The 20269-nt window shown below is 44.8% G+C and carries 21 protein-coding genes and 12 pseudogenes; 19 read left to right on the top strand and 14 right to left on the bottom strand.

Annotation, left to right across the window (positions count from 1 at the left end):
• The first annotated feature begins 35 nt into the window (after positions 1-35).
• The 3 genes from rsmF (at position 36) to LCS67_RS09890 (ending at position 2131) form a co-directional block, all read left to right on the top strand.
• Positions 36-1475 (top strand): 16S rRNA (cytosine(1407)-C(5))-methyltransferase RsmF, encoded by a 1440-nt coding sequence (gene rsmF, locus LCS67_RS09900; protein ID WP_001633706.1) that lies wholly within the window; start codon positions 36-38, stop codon positions 1473-1475.
• Between the two features lie 117 nt (positions 1476-1592).
• The gene (locus LCS67_RS09895) at positions 1593-1829 is read left to right on the top strand and encodes a YebV family protein (protein WP_024131167.1); all 237 of its coding nucleotides are present in this window, start codon (positions 1593-1595) and stop codon (positions 1827-1829) included.
• A 110-nt stretch (positions 1830-1939) separates the two neighbouring features.
• Positions 1940-2131 (top strand): YebW family protein, encoded by a 192-nt coding sequence (locus LCS67_RS09890; RefSeq protein ID WP_000457835.1) that lies wholly within the window; start codon positions 1940-1942, stop codon positions 2129-2131.
• A gap of 18 nt (positions 2132-2149) precedes the next feature.
• Here LCS67_RS09890 and pphA read toward each other — a convergent pair whose 3' ends face one another.
• From pphA to sopE2, 3 genes are all read right to left on the bottom strand, one after another.
• Positions 2150-2800 (bottom strand): protein-serine/threonine phosphatase, encoded by a 651-nt coding sequence (gene pphA, locus LCS67_RS09885; RefSeq protein WP_031568237.1) that lies wholly within the window; start codon positions 2798-2800, stop codon positions 2150-2152.
• 224 nt (positions 2801-3024) lie between these two features.
• Positions 3025-3189 (bottom strand): hypothetical protein, encoded by a 165-nt coding sequence (locus LCS67_RS09880; protein WP_001134850.1) that lies wholly within the window; start codon positions 3187-3189, stop codon positions 3025-3027.
• A 284-nt stretch (positions 3190-3473) separates the two neighbouring features.
• Complete coding sequence (gene sopE2, locus LCS67_RS09875) at positions 3474-4196, bottom strand: SPI-1 type III secretion system guanine nucleotide exchange factor SopE2 (RefSeq protein ID WP_000182077.1); 723 nt, start codon at positions 4194-4196, stop codon at positions 3474-3476.
• 683 nt (positions 4197-4879) lie between these two features.
• Between sopE2 and LCS67_RS09870 the strand changes: the two genes are divergently transcribed.
• On the top strand, positions 4880-5275 hold the full coding sequence (locus LCS67_RS09870; protein ID WP_000422887.1) for a DUF1398 domain-containing protein: 396 nt from the start codon (positions 4880-4882) through the stop codon (positions 5273-5275).
• Positions 5276-5602: 327 nt separating this feature from the next.
• Entirely contained in the window at positions 5603-6079 is a 477-nt protein-coding gene (locus LCS67_RS09865) for a hypothetical protein (RefSeq protein ID WP_000102093.1), read from the top strand.
• A 387-nt stretch (positions 6080-6466) separates the two neighbouring features.
• On the opposite strand, the gene LCS67_RS09860 is transcribed toward LCS67_RS09865, so the two are convergent.
• Together LCS67_RS09860 and LCS67_RS09855 are read right to left on the bottom strand one after the other, a co-directional pair.
• On the bottom strand, positions 6467-6886 hold the full coding sequence (locus tag LCS67_RS09860; protein ID WP_000354410.1) for a GNAT family N-acetyltransferase: 420 nt from the start codon (positions 6884-6886) through the stop codon (positions 6467-6469).
• 128 nt (positions 6887-7014) lie between these two features.
• A complete protein-coding gene (locus LCS67_RS09855) occupies positions 7015-7215 on the bottom strand; it encodes a hypothetical protein (RefSeq protein WP_000007801.1) in 201 nt (66 codons plus the stop codon).
• Between the two features lie 39 nt (positions 7216-7254).
• Here LCS67_RS09855 and LCS67_RS09850 point away from each other — a divergent pair, with 39 nt between their 5' ends.
• Together LCS67_RS09850 and LCS67_RS09845 are read left to right on the top strand one after the other, a co-directional pair.
• Positions 7255-7524, top strand: a complete 270-nt coding sequence (locus tag LCS67_RS09850) for a hypothetical protein (protein WP_001611547.1) — start codon at positions 7255-7257, stop codon at positions 7522-7524.
• A 165-nt stretch (positions 7525-7689) separates the two neighbouring features.
• Positions 7690-7830 carry a hypothetical protein gene (locus LCS67_RS09845; RefSeq protein ID WP_001611546.1) on the top strand — a complete coding sequence of 47 codons (141 nt, stop codon included), beginning with the start codon at positions 7690-7692 and terminating at the stop codon, positions 7828-7830.
• Positions 7831-7975: 145 nt separating this feature from the next.
• Here the strand turns inward: LCS67_RS09845 and LCS67_RS09840 are convergent.
• Both LCS67_RS09840 and LCS67_RS09835 read right to left on the bottom strand, forming a co-directional pair.
• Positions 7976-8508 (bottom strand): annotated as a pseudogene (locus LCS67_RS09840) (transposase); the annotation flags it as partial.
• Between the two features lie 12 nt (positions 8509-8520).
• Positions 8521-8686 (bottom strand): annotated as a pseudogene (locus LCS67_RS09835) (DUF4113 domain-containing protein); the annotation flags it as partial.
• Between LCS67_RS09835 and LCS67_RS09830 the strand changes: the two are divergent.
• From LCS67_RS09830 to LCS67_RS09815, 4 genes and pseudogenes are all read left to right on the top strand, one after another.
• A pseudogene (locus LCS67_RS09830) lies at positions 8673-9238 on the top strand (fimbrial protein); the annotation flags it as partial. The pseudogenes LCS67_RS09835 and LCS67_RS09830 sit on opposite strands and share 14 nt — an antisense overlap.
• A gap of 791 nt (positions 9239-10029) precedes the next feature.
• Complete coding sequence (locus tag LCS67_RS09825) at positions 10030-10944, top strand: DMT family transporter (protein WP_001233453.1); 915 nt, start codon at positions 10030-10032, stop codon at positions 10942-10944.
• 132 nt (positions 10945-11076) lie between these two features.
• Positions 11077-11235, top strand: coding sequence for a DUF5993 family protein (locus tag LCS67_RS09820; RefSeq protein ID WP_000480735.1), 159 nt, complete (start codon positions 11077-11079; stop codon positions 11233-11235).
• Positions 11236-11244: 9 nt separating this feature from the next.
• The gene (locus LCS67_RS09815; protein ID WP_000848064.1) at positions 11245-11859 is read left to right on the top strand and encodes a disulfide bond formation protein B; all 615 of its coding nucleotides are present in this window, start codon (positions 11245-11247) and stop codon (positions 11857-11859) included.
• Between the two features lie 326 nt (positions 11860-12185).
• Here the strand turns inward: LCS67_RS09815 and LCS67_RS22815 are convergent.
• Positions 12186-12332, bottom strand: a pseudogene (locus tag LCS67_RS22815) (helix-turn-helix domain-containing protein); the annotation flags it as partial.
• A 14-nt stretch (positions 12333-12346) separates the two neighbouring features.
• Here LCS67_RS22815 and LCS67_RS22810 point away from each other — a divergent pair.
• Entirely contained in the window at positions 12347-12493 is a 147-nt protein-coding gene (locus LCS67_RS22810; protein WP_000951652.1) for a hypothetical protein, read from the top strand.
• Positions 12494-12545: 52 nt separating this feature from the next.
• Here LCS67_RS22810 and LCS67_RS09805 read toward each other — a convergent pair.
• Both LCS67_RS09805 and LCS67_RS09800 read right to left on the bottom strand, forming a co-directional pair.
• Positions 12546-12827 (bottom strand): annotated as a pseudogene (locus tag LCS67_RS09805) (transposase); the annotation flags it as partial.
• A 68-nt stretch (positions 12828-12895) separates the two neighbouring features.
• Positions 12896-13282: pseudogene (locus LCS67_RS09800) on the bottom strand (hydrolase); the annotation flags it as partial.
• Between the two features lie 395 nt (positions 13283-13677).
• On the opposite strand from LCS67_RS09800, the gene LCS67_RS09795 reads away from it, so the two are divergent.
• Positions 13678-14808 (top strand): GGDEF domain-containing protein, encoded by a 1131-nt coding sequence (locus LCS67_RS09795; protein WP_000529514.1) that lies wholly within the window; start codon positions 13678-13680, stop codon positions 14806-14808.
• A 286-nt stretch (positions 14809-15094) separates the two neighbouring features.
• Here the strand turns inward: LCS67_RS09795 and LCS67_RS09790 are convergent, their stop codons facing one another.
• Both LCS67_RS09790 and LCS67_RS09785 read right to left on the bottom strand, forming a co-directional pair.
• Complete coding sequence (locus tag LCS67_RS09790; protein WP_000089407.1) at positions 15095-15490, bottom strand: DUF977 family protein; 396 nt, start codon at positions 15488-15490, stop codon at positions 15095-15097.
• 12 nt (positions 15491-15502) lie between these two features.
• A pseudogene (locus LCS67_RS09785) lies at positions 15503-15613 on the bottom strand (replication protein); the annotation flags it as partial.
• On the opposite strand from LCS67_RS09785, the pseudogene LCS67_RS09780 reads away from it, so the two are divergent.
• The 3 genes and pseudogenes from LCS67_RS09780 to LCS67_RS09770 form a co-directional block, all read left to right on the top strand.
• Positions 15610-15974 (top strand): annotated as a pseudogene (locus tag LCS67_RS09780) (recombinase RecT); the annotation flags it as partial. The pseudogenes LCS67_RS09785 and LCS67_RS09780 overlap by 4 nt on opposite strands.
• Positions 15973-16281: pseudogene (locus tag LCS67_RS09775) on the top strand (tyrosine-type recombinase/integrase); the annotation flags it as partial. The pseudogenes LCS67_RS09780 and LCS67_RS09775, both read left to right, overlap by 2 nt.
• A 943-nt stretch (positions 16282-17224) precedes the next feature.
• Entirely contained in the window at positions 17225-18025 is an 801-nt protein-coding gene (locus tag LCS67_RS09770; protein WP_001542520.1) for a hypothetical protein, read from the top strand.
• 28 nt (positions 18026-18053) lie between these two features.
• On the opposite strand, the pseudogene LCS67_RS09765 reads toward LCS67_RS09770, so the two are convergent.
• Positions 18054-18182: pseudogene (locus tag LCS67_RS09765) on the bottom strand (helix-turn-helix domain-containing protein); the annotation flags it as partial.
• 490 nt (positions 18183-18672) lie between these two features.
• Here LCS67_RS09765 and LCS67_RS09760 point away from each other — a divergent pair.
• From LCS67_RS09760 to LCS67_RS09750, 3 genes and pseudogenes are all read left to right on the top strand, one after another.
• Positions 18673-19443 carry a transporter substrate-binding domain-containing protein gene (locus tag LCS67_RS09760; RefSeq protein WP_000758580.1) on the top strand — a complete coding sequence of 257 codons (771 nt, stop codon included), beginning with the start codon at positions 18673-18675 and terminating at the stop codon, positions 19441-19443.
• A 16-nt stretch (positions 19444-19459) separates the two neighbouring features.
• A pseudogene (locus tag LCS67_RS09755) lies at positions 19460-19636 on the top strand (tail fiber assembly protein); the annotation flags it as partial.
• A gap of 245 nt (positions 19637-19881) precedes the next feature.
• The gene (locus LCS67_RS09750; RefSeq protein ID WP_071585801.1) at positions 19882-20067 is read left to right on the top strand and encodes a PagK family vesicle-borne virulence factor; all 186 of its coding nucleotides are present in this window, start codon (positions 19882-19884) and stop codon (positions 20065-20067) included.
• A 90-nt stretch (positions 20068-20157) separates the two neighbouring features.
• On the opposite strand, the pseudogene LCS67_RS09745 reads toward LCS67_RS09750, so the two are convergent.
• Positions 20158-20268: pseudogene (locus LCS67_RS09745) on the bottom strand (tail fiber assembly protein); the annotation flags it as partial.
• Position 20269: the final 1 nt, after the last annotated feature.

The raw sequence follows: 20269 nt of genomic DNA, 5'->3' as shown, positions 1-20269 counted from the left end.
CACTGCGCGCCTGTTTTTTTGCCGGCGATACACCTGTGGCTCAACACGCTGTCTATTTTCCTGACGCTTTTCTGACGCAAATGCGTGAAGCAATGCCTTCCACGCTCTCTTTTGATGAATTTATTTCGGCCTGCCAACGCCCGTTGCGCCGCAGTATACGCATCAATACGCTTAAAATATCCGTGGCTGATTTCCTTGCCCTAATCGCGCCCTACGGCTGGTCGCTCACGCCAATTCCGTGGTGTCATGAAGGATTCTGGATCGAGCGCGATGATGAAGAGGCATTGCCGCTTGGCAGTACCGCTGAGCATTTAAGCGGCCTGTTTTACATTCAGGAGGCCAGTTCGATGCTGCCGGTCGCGGCCCTGTTCGCCGATGGTAATCATCCGCAGCGGGTCATGGATATGGCAGCGGCGCCTGGTTCCAAAACCACGCAGATCGCTGCCCGCATGGGGAACCGCGGCGCCATTCTGGCCAACGAATTTTCGGCCAGCCGCGTCAAAGTTCTGCACGCTAATATCAGCCGATGTGGAATCGCCAATACCGCACTGACGCATTTCGATGGCCGCGTATTTGGCGCTGCGTTACCGGAGATGTTTGACGCTATCCTGCTGGATGCGCCCTGCTCTGGCGAAGGCGTAGTACGTAAAGATCCTGATGCGCTAAAAAACTGGTCGCCAGAAAGCAATCTGGATATCGCGGCGACACAGCGGGAACTGCTCGACAGCGCTTTTCATGCTTTACGACCCGGCGGCACGCTGGTCTACTCCACCTGCACGTTAAATCGCCAGGAAAACGAAGCGGTCTGCCTCTGGCTGAAAGAGACCTACGCCGACGCCGTTGAATTTTTGCCGCTGGGTGATCTGTTTCCTGACGCTGACCGCGCCCTCACCCCGGAAGGCTTCCTGCACGTCTTCCCGCAAATTTACGACTGCGAAGGATTCTTTGTCGCACGTCTGCGTAAAATGTCATCCCTTCCAGCCATGCCCGCGCCGGGGTATAAAGTGGGGGCGTTTCCTTTTACCCCCCTCAAAGGCCGCGAAGCATTACACGTTACCCAGGCGGCCAACGCCGTCGGACTGCTATGGGATGAAAATCTCCATCTTTGGCAGCGTGAAAAAGAGGTCTGGCTGTTCCCGGCAGAGATTGAATCACTGATCGGAAAAGTCCGTTTTTCCCGGCTCGGTATTAAGCTGGCTGAAAGTCATAATAAAGGCTATCGCTGGCAACATGAGGCGACGATAGCCCTTGCCTGCCCGACTCATGCTCACGCGTTCGAACTTTCTGCGCAAGAGGCGGAGGAGTGGTATCGCGGTCGGGATATTTATCCGCAAACACCCCCTGCCGCTGATGATGTCCTGGTGACGTTCCAGCATCAGCCGCTTGGTCTGGCAAAACGTATCGGCGCCAGAATAAAGAACAGTTACCCGCGTGAACTGGTACGTGATGGCAAACTCTTTACTGGTAACAGTTAAAAGGCGCACAAAAAAACCGCACTTTTTGACTGGCGCTTTTGCGTACGTTGACTACGCTGAAAAATGGACGGCTAAACTGGTCGTACCACAATTAGCGTATTAACGGAGAGCACGATGATGAAAACCAGTGTGCGCATTGGCGCTTTTGAAATCGACGATGCCGAATTACATGGCGAATCACCGGGGGAGCGAACGTTAACTATCCCCTGTAAATCCGATCCGGATTTATGTATGCAACTGGACGCCTGGGATGCCGAAACCAGCGTTCCCGCCATTCTCAACGGGGAACATTCCGTTTTGTTCCGTAATCATTACGATCCTAAATCTGATGCCTGGGTCATGCGTCTTGCCTGACTCAAAAAGAACCCGTCGCCAGGCGGGTTATTTATTCTTCCTTTTCTCATTTCCCCCCTGCGCTAACCTCTCCTACACTATCGTGTAAAGTAGTTAACATTGAGGATGTAATGTTCGCGCTGGTACTTTTTGTATGTTACCTGGATGGAGGATGCGAGGATATTGTCTTGGACATCTACGATACCGAGCAGCAATGTCTTTATTCGATGGACGATCAACGGATTCGCCATGGCGGCTGTTTTCCGGTAGAGGATTTTATCGACGGCTTCTGGCGACCTGCGCAGCAATATAGCGATTTTTAACCCTGGTCGCTGATACCGCTATTGTATCCGCGCTAACGTCAATTGCCCGCCAAATACCGCGCCTGTATCAATATAGTGTACGTTGGCAAAATCCATGCGCCGGCGCAACGGCGTATGGCCAAACCAAAAATGATCGGCTCCGCTAATCCCGCCACGCTTATTTATGAGCCGTTCGCGGCTCCAGAGAACCTGATGTAAGTCGACCTTTTTTTGCCATTGATAGGTTGACGCTGGATAATCTGCATGAGCGATCACATGCGTGCTATGGCGGCAGCGAACTTCCAGTATCCAGGGCAGCCGCCGACAAAGGATAAAAAGCGCTTCAGCTTGCGCAGCGTGTTCAGCCGTCAGGCGGGTAAACCAGTCGCCACCATTCATCAACCACAGCGTCGACTGCGATGAGGCCCGCGCATCCAGCGCCATTTGTTCATGATTGCCGCGAACCGCCATCATCCAGGACTCACGCAGTAAAGCCAGGCAACCCAGGCTGTCCGGGCCTCTATCAATGAGATCGCCCACAGAAACTAACAAGTCTTGTTGCGGATCAAATCGACACTCACGTAACTTTTTCATTAACATTGAAAAACAGCCGTGGATATCGCCGACCACCCAGACATGCCGCCAATTCTTTGCCTCTATTCGCTGATAAATCTCTTCAGGCCGCATCATGTTTTTCCTGTCGTTCATTACCCAGGACAGATATAAAAAGATAGCGTGTGCAGATTTTTTTTGCTTAGTAAACGTGCTCTGTTGTAAATAGCGAATTTCATCAGTAGCGAGTAAATGCTTTGTTATCATCGCAATAAAATATAACTGGCTGCGCCAGGGGAGTGTTATCCCCTGGCGCAGCGAGCTACTCACTATCGCCTGTTCACGTTCAATATTCTTCCTCCTTAAAAACATATCGGAAACATAAACCACATATCGACACCACAGGCTTCAGCACACTCTTCAGCTGAGTGAGTTGCAAGGCAAACCAGCGCCAATGCAGGTGTCGTTACCGTGGCGACCATCGCCCCCACAAACAGGAGCAGCATAATTTTTTTTAAAGGCGGCATAACCTCTCCTGACAGTTAACAGACCATTAATCCTTATCGAGACATCATCCGTGCGCGGGTATCATAGACTTAACAACACGCAGCGTTACAAAAAAAGCTGTCTGGTTATACTGGTATTTAGAGTAATAACAATTATTTTAAGTTTTAAGGGTGTCCATTTGATTTTTATATTAAAATAAATATGACGACGTTTTGTTAAAAGCGTCGCCATAAAAATGAATATATAGTTTCAGAAAATCTGCTATTAATTCATACGGTTAATAGCGGTATTGTGTTTGCTATCTTCAGGAGGCATTCTGAAGATACTTATTCGCAATATTTTCTATAGTTAACTGAAATTGTTGTGGCGTTGGCATCGTCCCCTTATTAAACAGCGGCGTAACTTCTTTCATAACGATTTTCTCAGCATGCGCTTTAAAAGACACCTGCTGATTATGATTTATAAACATATGCGGATATTTAATGCTCGCTGCAGCAATGAGGGGGACGACAAAAGGATTCGCCCCTGCCCCACCTGGAGTAAATACGCCGTTTTTCATCTCTCCAGGTAGCCCCGCATTCTGCGCAGCCTCTCCTATCTCTTTCAGAAATGGGGTAATACTGATCCCTTTACTGATGAGTAATTTACAACATTGATCTTTATTATTACTGTACACGGCTGCTAATATGGCTTCGCATGTCTGACGAGCATAGGCCGGATCTTTACTCGCATTACCTTTGATATCCAGGCTATTGAGCTTTTGCAGCATAAAATCTTTAACAGTTTTACTGGTTAATACTGCCCTCCCCTCAGAGGCGCTCCCACGATGAAAATGGGTAGTCGGTATGTCTGTTTGCAGATGCAGGCTAAAGCGATCTGACAAACTCGTCGACAGGCTGATAAAGCTATTTCTAACGGCAGTAATACTTTTTGCAAAAATGTCCTTCTCCGTTGTTTTTTCTTTTACTGGTTCAACGTCACTTCTATGGATTCTGTAGTTCTGGGTGGATAGTGTTATGTTAGTCACGGTAGTTCTCCTTTTAGATAACTATGCATAGCTACACTTTATTTATATTTCTTGCTTTCAAAAAATAGCCACCTTCTCCACAACCATTTTTACTCATTGATCTTTATAAATTTTATTTTCCTGATGGATTTTGTTCTTCTGTCACTTAGCCTGTTTTTTTTCGGCGCAAGGTGATCGACTTTTATCGAGGAACATTTTTATCGGGACAATCCTGAACAGGCAAAACATCACTTCAATTCAACTGCTGCGTCACACAAAACATTCATGAATATTATTATTTATGCTGATGTTGTTACGATTTTACCCCCATTCACAGGCTGGCGACCAATTATCCTGCCAGCGAGTTAGCCGCTTTTTCAAAACCTATAAAGTCGCCATGCCAAACCTCTCCGCCACTGTAACCCTTATCTAAATATCAATTAATTAACTGATTTTTATATATTATGACTTTTCATGGCGTTCAGAAAAACTACAAATGAAATGGATTGACTCATCTATTAGTGGTCAAAAAAACGCGCTACGAGAAATAATCAGTAACAATTGCAACACTATTCCAATCATAACGTAAACTATATGATACCAGACGATTATTATTGCTTTTAGGTAACATCTTTGTATGGCTGCTTTTAAGCAACAATACTCTAACACAACATATAACATTATAACTTACAATAGGTTAACAAATGGAATTACAGCTTATGCTTAACCACTTTTTCGAGCGCGTCAGAAAGGATGCAAATTTCAACGCATTTCTAATCGATCTGGAATATAATAATATCGCTTATTACATCTATTTTGTTGCTACCGGTAATGTGAAAATTATCACTCATGCAGGCCACTTCATTTCTATTAAAAGCAATAGAAAGCTGATTAAAGTCAATTCAACACCAAATACGCAATTAATAAAATTGACTTCAGCCAAACACTTTTCGGGGGAACATTCCTATGAAAAATACTGTACCGATCTGGCAACAGCAGGCGTTTTTAAATGGATTGTTGAATTAAACCAAAAAACTCGACAATACTGGTCGAAAGACAACCAATTATTATATATAGAAAATGTGGTCATGCCGCTTTAACAAGCCAGGGTAATAATAGCGTCAGTCGTGACATTCGGCGTGTTACGACTGCGGATTATCCATTTGAGACCATAATGAGAGTCTGACTACGAGAGTTACCCTGTGCAGTCCGACCGGCGCAGCAACGTTTGACACGATTCCCGACAACAGCATCTCCTGGTGCAGGAGAAATGATTTTCAAAGCGATATCGACTAAAAGCTCAAAATATTTGCCTGCTATTTATATTCTATCTAATTAATACCCTCCAGGAAGTGTGGCATAATTGCAGAATCTGTCAGGATTCCGGGAGCATACCGGAGCGTAATCGAAAAACCATCTGGAGATGTATGAGCACGGATGAAATCAGTTATCAAATTCTTTACCGGTACTATCTGGAAAAGCTATACAGTACCCTTACCAGAAGAGTAGATAACGTGCTGTCATTTGCCCTCGTTTTTCTCGGGGTCGGCGTCACCATAAACGTCGGGAGTCCCTTTATTCTGGGGCCAGGCATTGTGGGTATCACCATACTAAAAAGAGTACTCCGCTTCGGCACGCGATCAGCACAGGCCGATCGGCAGTCCCGCGCCTGGCTGAAACTTTTTAATACTCAGCACCGCTTTCCTTCAGATAAGACACTGTTCCTTGCCTTCACATCGCTTGAGCAAGACACGAGCGAAGTATGGTCCATGCTTATTGGTCCTGCCATCGTCATGACTGAGACCGCCCTCGGAAAAACGCCCATTGAGCCATTGACGGCGGGTGAAAAACTCTGTGCATTTTTGAGCGGCGCGACGAAATCCCAGCCAGCAGATCGCAATTGAACTGTCTTCTAAACGCCTGTGCCATACCCCAGAGATTTAGTATAAAATTAATTAATGGAGTACTAACGCTGTCAGCAGGTTTCTCTGAGTGAAAGATTCGTATTATACGCACAGCCCAGTTTACAGTTTATATAACAGCGCAATATGTTTTTGTATCCGGACCATGCCGCCTACAAGCGACTGTCTGAGTACCTCTAGCCGTGCCATGGGGTATTAGCTCAAATGTGAGCTGACATATCTATGGCACAGCGCCAAACCTAATCTGACTGTCCGCCCTGTGCCAGAAGCGGACGCTGATCATGGTGTGTTAAGGCCAACAATACGATATATTTTAAAGCCACCTGATTGCAGCTTTCATAAAACTATGGGTATTCAAATGCAGCAAAGCTATAAACCAGGCTTAATTAAATAATGCCTTTGCGAACCTACTTTAGGAAAGTCCGGTAGCGACATTTGAAGTATATAACCCTGTTTTTCATAAAAAGGGAGAGCCTGGAAGCTAAAGGTATCTACAAGTCCATGAACACAGCCTTTCCGCAAACCTTCTTTTTCGGCCATCTCCATAAGTTTGCTCCCCAGACCGTTGCTCCTTGCAGATTCACTTACCCAAAGATAGTCGATGCAGAGCCACGGACCTTTTCTGTCAGCAATTAATCCGCCTACCATTTCGCCGCTTTCGTTTCTGCAGTAGACCCCAAGCTGCCCATTTTTACTAAAATCGACGAACTGAGCATTGTAGCTTCTTAACCCGGTTAATAGTTCTTCTTTATCAAATTCAGTAACTTGATGTGTAATTTGAATGTCCATACATATCCAATTGAACAAGTTTGCATTTGGAATATAACGTTATAAATAAGTTAATTAAATGTATCAATAGAAAGTTTATTTTTACTTCTGGGGGCAGGTCACGTCCGCTACTCGCTTCAAGCAGACTGTCAGTTGGAGTCTGAGCTGGTACAATTAATGTGCCACTGGTTAGAAATCAGTAATACGATTTTATCAGGCTGATGCTCTGGCCTGTCAGGATTTGAGGTATCCACCCGGTTTACCAGCACCCTGTATTTGGCACCGGTGGAACCCACTTCCCGATCCAGGATATCCAGTACCCACCACCGAACCTTTTCCCCAAAAGACATGAACAACCTCAAGCGCCTTGTCTGGATGATAACCACGGTATGAAGTTTGATAACGCGTGGAATCAGGGCGTTTGGTACGCTCTCCGTTCAGCAACTGGACGCCCTTCTCCCCAGCCTTTCAGCGTTGAAAATTTGCCAGCGCTGGGTGAAGAGTGTAGGCGAATTATGAAAATCACTTCTGCCGTTTATACTTCGAAAAAGACGTTATCAAAAAGGTGGTTCGCAAGCGCGGAGTTATTAAATCTTTACTTAACGAAATACGGTTTAAGTTGCTTGAATTGCAGCAGAAAGAAAACGACGGCTTGCTGATGCTGGACAAATTAAACAAGCATGGCATCAATGGACTGATACGCCGTCAATAGAAGAAAGGGAGCATGGACGATCCCGTCACATCACCAATCACAACGGAAGAGCACAAAACAGCATTTCACAGCGTAAAGGATAAAACACGATGCCATTTTCAATCAAAAACATATGTTCAGGTCCACAAGGACACTATCCAGAAATCTCCAGACCTATACAGGACAAGCCAGTACCGAGGAATTGCACACTGACCTCAACAACATGCAAAATACAGGACTATACAGTATTCAGCAGATGTTCCTGCAGTTATGAAATGCGCCCACCCGGTGCAGAAGAAAGAACCCCACGACTAAAATTCTCAGCAACGGAGCTCTCATGGCTATCTAAAACAATAGAAACAGAGATGCGCAACACAAAAGAATGAGCCTGTCAGTAATTCTGTGTAACTGCCCAGTTATTAAAGGTGATCGCTCAGGTGGTCACCTAACTTGAGAATAAAACGACTCACTACCAGTTCTGGATCGGCATACTCCATTTTTTCGACGCATCCTTGATCGCCAGATAAATAACCTTTCGTACCGAGTCATCCGTCGGGAACACCTTGCGTTTCTTAATCGCGGCACGGATCACGCTGTTCAGGGATTCGATTGCGTTTGTCTTGTAGATGGCCTTGCGGATATCCGGCGGATAACTGAAGAGCGTATTGAGGTTTTCCCGGTGCGCACGCCAGCTTTTGCTGATTTGCGGATATTTATCGTCCCGGACTTTCGCGAACGCATCCATCGCCATCAGTGCCGCATCTTCGGTCGGGACCTGATAGACCGTCTTCAGGCCGCTGGTGACGGCTTTGTAGCCTTTCCAGGCTACGTATTTCAGGCTGTTACGCACCATATGAATGATGCACAGCTGGATATGGGTCTGCGGGAAGACGCTGTTTATCGCATCCGGGAAGCCCTTCAGACCATCCACACAGGCAATCAGGATGTCCTTAAAATCAGGAAGAAGCAGGTCTTCATAGCGGGTGATATACCGAGGCGAAAGCATTTCTCGCTTCATAGCCCACTGTTGCGGCATCCCCCCCGGCGAAGTACAGCGTCCCCTTCCCGTCTTTTGCGTTAAGATGGTCCAGTACGTCCATCAGCTTCGCACTACCGGCGCGCGGCGCGTTATGTAAAATCACAGATTATCCTGCGATCGTGAAAATTCCCCCTGTGCCGTCGGCGTATTAGCCGCCGGGGGGAGTAGCCAGGTACCTTTCCACGTCAGCCTGGAATGTGAGTCCGGCGCCGTATCCAGCCCCCGTCCAACCATTAGTGCCGCCAATGTCGCGATGGGGTTTGTCGTTAATCAACCCACCGCCGTGGCGGTGGCTCGTCGCCTAGGGATAACCGCATCCGCAGGCGGTCTGTCGTGGCTACTGGACACCCATTATAGCGAACCCGGCGTAGCTTCCGGAGTGGGAATTCGCATCTATAACGATGCCGGTACGCCGATTAATCTGTTGCCCGATCGTATCAGGACGGGCATCGGCAACGCCCGAGGCTGGTATGGCTATAAAGATTTAACCACACGGGTATCATCCGGTTCAGTAGAAACCTACAGCGGTGATTTTACTGCCTCACTTGAGGCGATCGGCGGACAAACAGTAACAGCAGGAAGCGTTAATGCGCAATTACAGGCATCGCGTCGTAGTGTGTCTGGCATCTATGTTACGTTATAAACTGTTTTGCTCTGGTAACCCATTATGTTCTGCGGCTACGTAATGGGTTTTACAAGCTCTGGTGATGAATCTGACTCAGAACAAATTCTTCCAGGTAGCCGTACGGCCAGGAGAAGTAATTTAGAAGCGGATCACAATTTTGTTAATTGATTAGATTTTATCCCAAATGGCGCCAGTATTAAGGTCGCCATATAAAAACATTCTATTACAACGAGTTATCTCCTCCTGCCTCCGCCCCGGCGCAAAGCTATAGTTTTTTCTATCTCCTTGTGAAACAAACAATTATTCTTGCTATGGCGCTGATTAACAATCGTTCGCGGGCAACGTACATTCAGCGAGTTTCAGAGCTTCCTGACGGAATTCCGCCGGTGCTGTTTCCGGGGCTTCTTACTGGTTGATACAGATCCTGCCTCTTACTTGAGAATTTACTCATTTAGCCGTATGTCCATTATGGGTGGATAAGATCATTTATCATCGTAAGGGTTGAAAGCGATAAGTTAAACTTGTCCTGGCTCAACAAGGGAACCCGACTAATGATGAGCTCTTCATCTTCAAGGCGTTTTATGCCTTCCAGCAAGAATAGACATTAAATCGACAACTGCTGCCAGGTCTTGCTGGCGCAGTGGACAATCGTGTGGTAACAGCCTGAGTCATTTCTTATTTTTCTCATTCAGCATAACTGCGTCTTCTGATAGAGAAATTTTTATCTAAACATATAAAAAACACAGTGAAGAAAACGCTACTTTTTTCTAGCTAAAAAGCTAAATTAATTTTTTTACGGAGAGGATCTTATGCGCAAGGTGTCGATATCTATATTATTCATGCTAGTTTCACTGACCTGGGGGACTACATGGTTGGCTATGCGAATTGCCGTTGAAACTATCCCTCCAGTGTTTGCAACCGGAATGAGGTTTATGTTTGCAGCACCTTTTTTAATCATCATTGCATGGTTAAGAAAAAAAACACTGTTGTTTCCTCCCGGACAACGATTATTCCAGTTTGTGATTTGCATCTTTTATTTTTCTATTCCTTTCTCACTAATGATTTATGGTGAAACCTATGTCAACTCTGGGCTTGCCGCCATTATCTTTGCGAATATGCCTGTGGCCGTTTTGATAGCATCGGTTTTGTTTCTAAATGAAAAAGCGAAACTAATGCAGATCGCGGGCTTAACTATCGCAATCACTGCATTGACGGGGATACTTCTTGAAGAAACGAATACAAGTACAGAGAGTCACTGGCAGGGTATCACTGCACTTATTTCTGCTGTGTTAATCCATGCCATAATATATACACAATGTAAGAAAAGAAGTTGTACTGTCTCTGTTATCACATTTAATGCACTCCCGTGCCTTTTAGCTGGGTTGATACTTTCTGCGACAGGATGGTTTTTTGAAAGACCACAAGTATCAACCTTCTCAGTACACTCAATATTAGCTACCCTGTATCTCGGGGCTTTTGCTGGAGTTTTTGGTATCCTGTGCTACTTTGCGCTTCAGCAAAAGGCTAATGCCTTCCAGGCTTCGCTTGTATTTCTTATCTTTCCGCTGATTGCGGTAAGTCTGGAAGACTATATTTATGGATATGCTATTTCAACACACTCAATGCTGCTTATTATACCATTAGCTATCGGGATATTTCTTACTCTTGTCGCCAGAAATATCCCTGTAACCAGCAGATGCCGGGATAATTCATCACAGAAATAATCGATTTATAATAACGCAAATAATTCCTGATGCCTTACTGAGCTCCAGCTAATGCGGGGTGGATAAGCTGGAATACAGACCCGGTAATACACAGCGATTATATTAACAAGCAATGTAATAAAGGAGTTTTTTATGTTCATGTTTCTGCCATTCTTGCTTGCACTGAGCGTGGCAATGGGAGCCATAAACAGAAAGGATAAAGTCAGCTACATTCTGTGGGCCGTTTTACTCATCGTCACTATTTTATCATTCATCCATCATATGACCAATTCGCTGACTTTGTCATTTTAAGGAGTGTGTATGAAAACGCATCATCATCCAACAACATTTGTTCATCTGATTAATCAGATGGGACTCCTTGGGATATGCGTTGCTCTGGTTGTAGCCTTTTATTATCAACTCGTTAGGCATGAGCTGCCTTGTCCAATTTGCTTATTACAGCGGGCTGGCCTCATCATCGCCGGTTTTGGCTTTTTATTTAACCTCTGCTTTGGTCTACGAGGTATACATTACGGGATGGTAATTATTGGCAGTATCCTGACCGGAGTTATGGCATCCCGGCAAATATGTTTGCATATCATGCCCGGTGACACAGGTTATGGTTCTGCATTTTTTGGATTACACTTTTATACCTGGACTCTGATTACGTCAATTCTGATTATTATTGCTGTTGCGGTAATTCTGGCAATCAGTAGCATGAATGTTGCATTTCGTTCATTGAATATTAATCCGGACCTGTTCAGTATTGTCGGTTGGGTATTTCTGTTACTGATTACTGCCAACCTTATTTCAACTGTACTGGAATGTGGCGGAGGGGAATGTGCTGCTAACCCGGTCACATATAAGCTACTGTCGAAACAGGATATTGCCTTTCTGAAAACAGGCCTCCTGACGAGGACAGTTCTCCGGTTATGACGCACTTTTAAAATGACTGATTGGTAAATATATAGCAAGCACCTGTCTTGTAGAAATTGGAATGGTTATGGGCTAACACGGAAGTTACAGTAACGTTGAAATGGTGCAATAATAGGAATCAAACTTACAACCTTCGCATTACGAATTAGTAGAATCACATTTAACTAGCTGTTTCAAATACACATTTCCGCATTCACATTGCTCAACTCAATGGCACATGATGTTAGAAATAGAATGACACTTCACCATGTTTGATACAAAAATGGCACACCCTATAAAGCATCCACAGCACATATTTGGGCGGCACGCACCGTGGAAATACTGCATTACCCTAACACAGGGAATTTTCTGTACAGCGTCGACAGCCCCACATCATAAATAATCGCTACCTGCTGTCGCGGTACTCCTGCCCTAATGAGGCCCCCTGCCTGCGCCCATTGCTCCGGCGTCAGTTTTGGCCTACGGCCACCAATGTAGTGGCACTGTAGTGGCACACTGGGTACTGAAGCAATGGCCGCAACTGGCGCTTGATGCTATCAGCCAGATAACCTTCCAGATGGATAACAAACATAGCAGCTATCCTGTCTGTATCGGATTTGTAAAACCAGACGTTGACCATCTTCATCAAGGTTAAAGGAACAAAGAGCTCTTTAAAGTAACTCTTTGTTCCATTACGATAGTTTAAATATGATGTCGCGGCCATTCTGGAGAATGGCCAGTTCCTCATCCCGTTCTGCCAGTTGACGTTTCAGACGGGCGATCTCAGCGGACATCTCCTGCTCGCGTTCAGAAGAAGAGAGCTGATTTTGCGGTTTGCTTCGCCAGTTGTAGAGCTGTGATTCATACAGGTTAAGTTCGCGGGCGGCAGCGGCCACCCCAATGCGTTCAGCCAGTTTCAGGGCTTCCTGACGAAATTCAGGCGTGTGCTGCTTGCGTGGCTTTTTGGTGGTTGATACTGGTTTTGTCATGTAAGTCACCTCTTACTTGAGAGTTTACTCACTTAGTCGCGTGTCCACTATTGCTGGGTAAGATCAAAATCAAGGTTACGAATCTGGTAGACGCCGTCTGTTACTTCAAACAAGCCACTGATATTGATTAGTTGGGACTGAAGCCACAGACCAGGGTTAACAGTGTCAGGAGATTTTTCCCCTTCTTTTATGAAAGCGTACTGCTGTGGATTCCAGATGACATTCCCTTGCTCTCCCTTAATCACCTCTTCAGGTAAACCAGCGATAAAGCCTTTATGGGCATTCGTGAAATCGGTGTTATCAGAGAAAGGAAGTTGGTTATAAAGCGCATCGTTAGCTTGCTTGGTTGAAGCAGTGGCACCTTTTGGGGCTTCCTGTGCAAATAAAGGTGTCAGCGCAGTGGAAGAGAGTAGCCCCGCCAGCGCAAAACTTTTAACGATCAACTTAAGTCTCATTTGTACCCCTCATGTAAAAATGTTCTGTATCACTCAGTCTGATCGATTAATTATCTGTTAATTCAAACAATTAAAGTTATTTCTGGCCATTTTCGCTCTTTTAAATATAATCAAAACGTTACATTTCACTATTTATGGATACAAATAAATCGTATTTTACGTCTGCCAGTACATCCTCTTTTAGTAAGTGGGGTAAACTCGCTTCCAGTTTCCGGGAGACACTATAATTCTCCCCCCTACTACAGGAATTGTGACTATAAGTTCGTCACTGTGGAGCAAAAAATCATCTCATCAGCCAAAAATGCAGCCTGGCCTGATAGCTTTTCCATTTTTCACCGTGAAGTATCTCCGCACTACACTGGATAGTAATTATTCATTATATGAGGCGATTAAGGATGGGGCAGGATTCGGACGACAGGCGCCGTACCTCCAGTGCTGGAAGGGTATGGCAGGATCATAAAGATATGGTCAGGCAAGCGCTACGTGTAAGTATTCCGTGGTTCACATTTGTGAATATCAGCTTTGCGCTTATCATTTTATTTCGCCACATACTCATCAGTGACTTTGACAAGTCGATCAGTGCACAGACTGGAATACTGCCTTTAATAGACGATATTATGGGCAGTATTATTGTTTTTTCGTTCCTGATACTCCTTTTCATTTACCGCCTTCCGACCAGATTTACTCCTCTTTGTCTGGTGATGCTGCTGATTCTCAGTCTGATGTGGAGCTATTGTAGCTACTGTTTTATTGTCTGGTGGCAGCTGCCTTTTGCCTGGCCTCTCAGTGTCATCCTTATGCTTACCGCGCTGGCTGCGCTTTATTATCATCTGCTAGCGTTGCTACTTTTCATCGTCCCGTTATGGCTGACCGCCCTACTGGCCAGTGTGCAGCTTAACCAGTATGTGAATATCCGGTTTTTATTAGTCTGGCTTACTCTTACCGCCATACTCATTTATGGTCGCTTTATCCTGCAGCGCTGGTTTGATGAAGCCTGGTTGCGTTACCAGGAAAACCGGATGCTTATCGCGCGTCTCGACGTTATGGCTCACCAGGATGCACTGACCGGGACCGCTAATCGACGTTCAATGGAAAGTTTTCTTGGGGATGCTCTCCGCCAGACGGAGCCGTTTGCACTGATCATGCTCGATGTGGACTATTTCAAAAACTATAACGACCATTATGGTCACCAGGCTGGCGATGCCTGTCTGGCAAAGGTGGCCTGTGTAGTGAAGAGGTCGATTCGTACTCCGGCAGACCTGGTGGCACGTTACGGGGGCGAGGAGTTTGTCGTTGTGCTGCCTTCTTCGTCGCTGAATGAAGCAGCACTGGTTGCTCAACGTATTCAGACAAACCTGCGTGAAACCGCACTGCCGCATGCAGCATCTGCGGTTAGCGAAACGGTCACCGTCAGCATGGGCATCACCCTTTCCACAGCCGGTGACACTGTTACCGGCATTATTGCCAGAGCGGACGAGGCCCTTTATCGGGCTAAACAACAGGGACGTAATCGTTGGGTAAAGTAAAACCAGTTGCCCGGTGTTTGATACAGATGATCACCTTGCCATACTCAGATAATTAAAACTGAATATTTGGAAGCAAAAAAGACAGTCGGACTCACGGAATCTTTGCGCTGGTACAGCCTGAATATCAGATAAAATTATGTCCAGCCGCAGACAACCAGTTGACAGTGGAATATTCCTGGTGTTGTGAACAAGGCGACATTCACAACACGACTGTGCTCACGGAATTCAAATGCCGAACGGGTGATTACGATATTCACTACCTCTGCAAAGTTATATTATTCGATTTTCATGCAGATTTCGCCTCCCGGTAATGTCCCGGATAAAATGCCAGTACCCTTTGCATCGTCACGCTGTTCCGGCACTCCGTACAGATAACGTTTCTGGTCCGGTCGTAGGAACTCACGACACCTTCCGGCGTTTTCAGAAAGCGGGTAATCCTGGCATCTTCACGTTTCTGCTTCCAAAGCAGGAAAGCCTGTTCCGAAGGAAAAATACCGCTTCTCCCGGCCTGATACAGATCCCCACAACTTTCCGCCTTTTCCAGGTAGTGGCGGGCTGTAAAAATGGTTAACCCTGTTATCTTCCGCAGCTCTCCAAACGTCATCCGAGCGTGTGTTCGTATCAGTTCCGTCAGGCGCTTCTGTATTTCAGCTTTCTGCGCCGGTGTGTAATTTCTGCTCATAAGTCCCCCCTGTTAAAGCCTTCCCGCCGCCTTACGCCGTCTAAATTCTTCCATCATCAGTTGTGCCGGGGTTGGCCCTGCCGGATGACGCGGCTCTGCCAGTTGACGGCGTACCGGCGGTAGCCACAACGGAAATCCGAAAAGTTCCGGCGCTGGGTGACTGTGACACCATGAGTTTTGTCAGCGCCATCATTCAGTGTTCCCAGCTTGGGCTGGAACCCGGCGGCGCGCTCGGTCATGCCTATCTGCTGCCGTTCGGAAACAAAAACGAAAAGTCAGGCAAAAAAACGTTCAGTTAATTATTGGCTACCGGGGAATGATCGACCTTGCCCGCCGTTCCGGACAGATTGCCAGCCTTTCCGCGCGCGTTGTCCGTGAAGGTGACGATTTCAGCTTCGAGTTTGGTCTGGAAGAGAAGCTGGTACACTGTCCGGGTGAGAACGAAGATGCACAGGTTACTCATGTCTATGCCGTTGCCCGCCTTAATCGATCGCTGCCGACTGGTAAGCCGAACTGATTTCATGATCAGTGCCGGAATCAGGGAAAATAGCCCGACCGGGAATATACACCCGGATGGGCTGACAAAGAGATTTGTAAAAGCCAGAAAAATTTCAGGCGTTAAATTTAGTGATAACCCACCGACATTTCACGAGATCCGCAGCCTAGCTGGTCGGCTGTACAAAGACGAACGCGGCGAGGAATTCGCCCAAAAACTCCTGGGCCACACCTCAGCGAACACCACGAAACTCTATCTCGATGAACGCGATAATAAAGCTTACGTGATGCTCTGATTTTGCTGTAAAAGAAATGTTAAACTGGATTTGGATGTGATATAACCAAAAAGACCGGAATACAGAAATTCGAAAAATTTCGGATCGTTAATTGTAAGTAGCTTATTTATAAGAAAAATAAAAAGAAACCGAATACGATTCCTGTTTACGGCAACAATTGATCTTTCTCTTTAAATTCACAAGGTTACATATTAATTAAGTGATTTTAACGATTAGAATACGTTATTTTTGATTCTAATAGATTCAATTAGTTATCACTTTTTACGTTTTAATTCTGACATATTTCGAACCATTTTGCATATAAATCCCCCGACCAATCAAACTCACTGCCCAATATATCACTCGACCTCTTCCACTGGTGGCCTCCCGATGCCAAATGCCCATGTAGACGAAGGCTTAATAATGATGCCAACAAAAGCGATCACGAAAAGTTGAACAGATACCTGGTTTCAGATTAAACACATTGATTAGCCATTCTTAACCAGTAGAATCCGCCGCGACTGGCAACCATTCAATATTCGCACTATCGAACGATCGCCAGTTTGCCGCAGTCCGTTCCTGCATACGACGTGGCTGCGGCACCGATCATACCGGGCAGTCGTCAAACCTCCAGGATCGCGCATCGTCAACGATGCAGGTGATCGTGAACAAGATATAGTTTTCCACAGTTCGTACAGGATAGGCCTCCTTATTGCTGCCTTCGCAGTGACAGTAACTGTCCCTGTGTTTTCACATCCTAACCTACCATGTCCCCGATAAGTTAAGTATATGAGCGTATAGGAGCGTATAGGAGCTTTTCGACCATGGGCACAACCTCTAAATCTGAAGGGAGTTCATCAATAGATACAATAATGAACGTTTATTTAAAGATCTTTGTAGTCAGTCCCTGTTAGGTTGTCGTGACATAAGAATATCGCTTAATTTTGAATATAGGGAAATATAATTGATTATAAATGTTGGACATGTAGCTACAGAAAAATTCGACACAACTGGAGTGAGCGCCTGTAACAACCAACAGAGTACTTCAGTTGATTTATCCTCCTGTATTATTAATGCTGCTTCAGAATGTACCGTTTTTGTCAGAACAATAATAAAGAAATCGGACAGTTATGATGCTATGCAAATTGACAGGCTTAAAATTGATACGCAGGAAAAATACGACGCTCTTAATTTACAAAGAGAACATCACAAGAAATTTCTGCAAGCTATAAAAGCAAACTCTTTTGACAGAGCTATGGCTGAAAGACCAGAAAACCCAATATCTCTGAGTCTAATATATTCTTCCATTGATTCAATAAAATATAACACAGGGAACTGTGCTGATATGTCGCTAATTTTAGGTGCGATTATTGCAAAATATATACCACAAAGACTAACCGGAATAGGATTTTCGAAAAATAGTGTATTTGATGCCAGAATAAGCACATCCCTTATGTATAATAGCGCGTCAGGAGGGAATCATGTGGTCGTTTTTTTGACTTTTACTGATTCAAAAGGAATATCGGAATATATACTTGACCCTTGGCTAGATGCGCGCATTTTCAAAAAGGAAGAGTCATATGAAATTTATAAAAACAATAGCAGTGAATATATTAATGAAAATCATTGCTTCGAAGCATACGATAAATACACTGCTATAATGAATAGCGCAGAATATATAGACGCCATAACAAAGACAATAAATCTTTTATATAGAGTTAATCTTGATGAAATTCAATTAACCAATCCATTTAAGTTTATATAATTAACTCTTATGGATGATTAAAGGAGTGTTATTTTCCCATGAATGGCATCAAAGGCATGTTACTCGCCGGAAATTTTCTGTACAACGTCGAAACGCCAACATCATAAATAATCGCTACCTGCTGTCACGGTACTCCGGCCCTAATGAGGCGCCCGGCTGCTCCCATTGTTCCTGTGATTATTATTTAATAACGATTACGAAAGCAAAAACTCAACTAACTGAATTAAATAGAATTAAACAAAAGTGACATATAAAAATGTACTTAATTATGTACTTTTGAAATCGTCAGCATACGATCTGCTGATCAACATACGACGTTACATCACAATAGTGAACTGTACGACCTATAAACACGATTACAGTCAGTTCTGACTAAACAGCAGGCAGCCTACCAAGGCACGCTCTTGCAAACAACGTGACTGCGGTAATCCATCACATCAGAAATGTGAAAAATCAGGGTGAAAATTTAATTGAAGCTGTCACTTAACCCGAAGCAGGTCTTCATAGCGGATGGTATATCGTGGCTAGAGGATCTCCCGTTTAATATACCACTATTATTGGATTCCCTGCCCAGTAAAGGTTACAGGCGCAATGGAGAGAAGACAATCTCATCTGTAGTCTACTGATCAAACATTAGGGTAAGAGTAATGAAAAAAGTATATTTTATGTTTTTTATCTTGTTGTCACTTTCAAGTATTTATTCCGCGATGGCAAAACCCTGGCAGGAGATTAAAGAAAGCAAAGAGTTACGTGTGGGGGTGCCTGGTGACTATGCTCCCCTCGCATTTCACAACAGACAAAATAAATTAATCGGTTTTGATATTGATATGGCATATTCACTGGGCAAAGCTCTGCACCTGAATATCCTGTTTGTACCTAGCAGTTGGTCTACGCTGTCAGCTGACCTGGCTGCAGACAAATTTGATATTGCAATGGGAGGGATTACAGAAACTCCCGGCAGAAGAAAACAGTTCGCACTTTCTTCTCCGGTACTTAAAAATGGGAAAATAGCGCTGACGCAATGTAACAGGATTAATGACTTCAAATCTCTTGGAGATATTGACCGTAAGGGCGTGCGGATTGTTGTTAATCCAGGTGGTACAAATCAGGACTATGTTGACAAGCATATCAGGTATGCAGATGTTATTCACGAAAGAGATAATGATGCCACTCTGCAGAGGATTCGTGAACGCAGCGCTGATGTCATGTTTACCGACTTGCTCGAAGGTACTTATTACCAGAACAAAGAGCCAGGTGTCTTCTGCGTATCAACCAAGAGTATCCTCCCCGACACTGCCAACAATAAAGTCTATATGATGGCGAAGGATAATCAGTATCTTCTTGACGCTGTAAATAGCTGGTTATCTGATGAAAACAGAATCATACTTGCCAGAAAGTGGCAGATAAATCCAGAGTAGCTGCCACAAAGTTTTGTCAAACACCATTGCCGACTGACGAACAGAACTGGCGCGGGGTGAAAGCAGTGACGACGATAAAGCCAGCCAGGCTAAATGGATGGCTTATATCAGGAAGCTTAAAACGCTGGATTTAACAGGCGTTTCAGATGAAGCCACCTTCACAGTAATCAGATGGTCTGCATTACCACAGTAATACTACTAACTTGCAGTTTTTTAGGCGTTAATTTGGTTCTGGTATCTACATGAGTTCATTCAGATACAAGTAAATTTTCTGTAGAGAATGAAAGTTACCATACTTATTATTCCATTTTAAAAGTAAATACTTGCTTAACAATCAGTAGACAGACAAGAAAAATTTTCGCCTCTGCTTTATCCTGGTAAAAGGATTGCGGTAAAAGTTAAGAAGGAAGCATAACTCTCAACTATGTGGATAATATTATGAATAAATTTAACAGTGTATTGTTAGCGCTGGTTTTTGCTATATCAGCCATAACATTTTCTTCATCTGCAATGGCCACTGAAAGCGGTAACAAAGGATTCCCGGGCATTTCGTTTCCGTGGTGTAAAATCTGGCCGGCAGGTATATCAATCCCAGAACTACCAGAGGGTAAAATATGCTGGTAAACGAAACAACCTTTTATTAACATGGGTGATTAATTACCGTGTAAACAAGTAATTTGTGATATATGGATAATTAAAGTACCACAGTAACGACTACAGACTGGCTGGTTTATCCGGCCAGGAGGGGGCAGATATATCCACCCTGTTTACCATTACGCTGTAGAGTTCCCATGCCTCCAGCCGTTTAATCTCGTCATCTGTGGCA

This window comes from Salmonella sp. A7 (assembly GCF_020181675.1).
Lineage (GTDB): Bacteria > Pseudomonadota > Gammaproteobacteria > Enterobacterales > Enterobacteriaceae > Salmonella > Salmonella enterica.
Note: the sequence above shows the minus strand (reverse complement) of the source record. Positions and strands in the feature narration are given on the sequence as shown.

Excerpts from the sequence above, each read along its gene's own strand:
- LCS67_RS09895 (WP_024131167.1), top strand. The coding sequence starts at position 1,593 with ATGAAAACCAGTGTGCGCATTGGCGCTTTTGAAATCGACGATGCCGAA.
- LCS67_RS09890 (WP_000457835.1), top strand. The coding sequence starts at position 1,940 with ATGTTCGCGCTGGTACTTTTTGTATGTTACCTGGATGGAGGATGCGAG.
- pphA (WP_031568237.1), bottom strand. The coding sequence starts at position 2,800 with ATGATGCGGCCTGAAGAGATTTATCAGCGAATAGAGGCAAAGAATTGG.
- LCS67_RS09880 (WP_001134850.1), bottom strand. The coding sequence starts at position 3,189 with ATGCCGCCTTTAAAAAAAATTATGCTGCTCCTGTTTGTGGGGGCGATG.
- LCS67_RS09870 (WP_000422887.1), top strand. The coding sequence starts at position 4,880 with ATGGAATTACAGCTTATGCTTAACCACTTTTTCGAGCGCGTCAGAAAG.
- LCS67_RS09865 (WP_000102093.1), top strand. The coding sequence starts at position 5,603 with ATGAGCACGGATGAAATCAGTTATCAAATTCTTTACCGGTACTATCTG.
- LCS67_RS09860 (WP_000354410.1), bottom strand. The coding sequence starts at position 6,886 with ATGGACATTCAAATTACACATCAAGTTACTGAATTTGATAAAGAAGAA.
- LCS67_RS09855 (WP_000007801.1), bottom strand. The coding sequence starts at position 7,215 with ATGTCTTTTGGGGAAAAGGTTCGGTGGTGGGTACTGGATATCCTGGAT.
- LCS67_RS09850 (WP_001611547.1), top strand. The coding sequence starts at position 7,255 with ATGAAGTTTGATAACGCGTGGAATCAGGGCGTTTGGTACGCTCTCCGT.
- LCS67_RS09845 (WP_001611546.1), top strand. The coding sequence starts at position 7,690 with ATGTTCAGGTCCACAAGGACACTATCCAGAAATCTCCAGACCTATACA.
- LCS67_RS09825 (WP_001233453.1), top strand. The coding sequence starts at position 10,030 with ATGCGCAAGGTGTCGATATCTATATTATTCATGCTAGTTTCACTGACC.
- LCS67_RS09820 (WP_000480735.1), top strand. The coding sequence starts at position 11,077 with ATGTTCATGTTTCTGCCATTCTTGCTTGCACTGAGCGTGGCAATGGGA.
- LCS67_RS09815 (WP_000848064.1), top strand. The coding sequence starts at position 11,245 with ATGAAAACGCATCATCATCCAACAACATTTGTTCATCTGATTAATCAG.
- LCS67_RS09795 (WP_000529514.1), top strand. The coding sequence starts at position 13,678 with ATGGGGCAGGATTCGGACGACAGGCGCCGTACCTCCAGTGCTGGAAGG.
- LCS67_RS09790 (WP_000089407.1), bottom strand. The coding sequence starts at position 15,490 with ATGAGCAGAAATTACACACCGGCGCAGAAAGCTGAAATACAGAAGCGC.
- LCS67_RS09760 (WP_000758580.1), top strand. The coding sequence starts at position 18,673 with ATGAAAAAAGTATATTTTATGTTTTTTATCTTGTTGTCACTTTCAAGT.
- LCS67_RS09750 (WP_071585801.1), top strand. The coding sequence starts at position 19,882 with ATGAATAAATTTAACAGTGTATTGTTAGCGCTGGTTTTTGCTATATCA.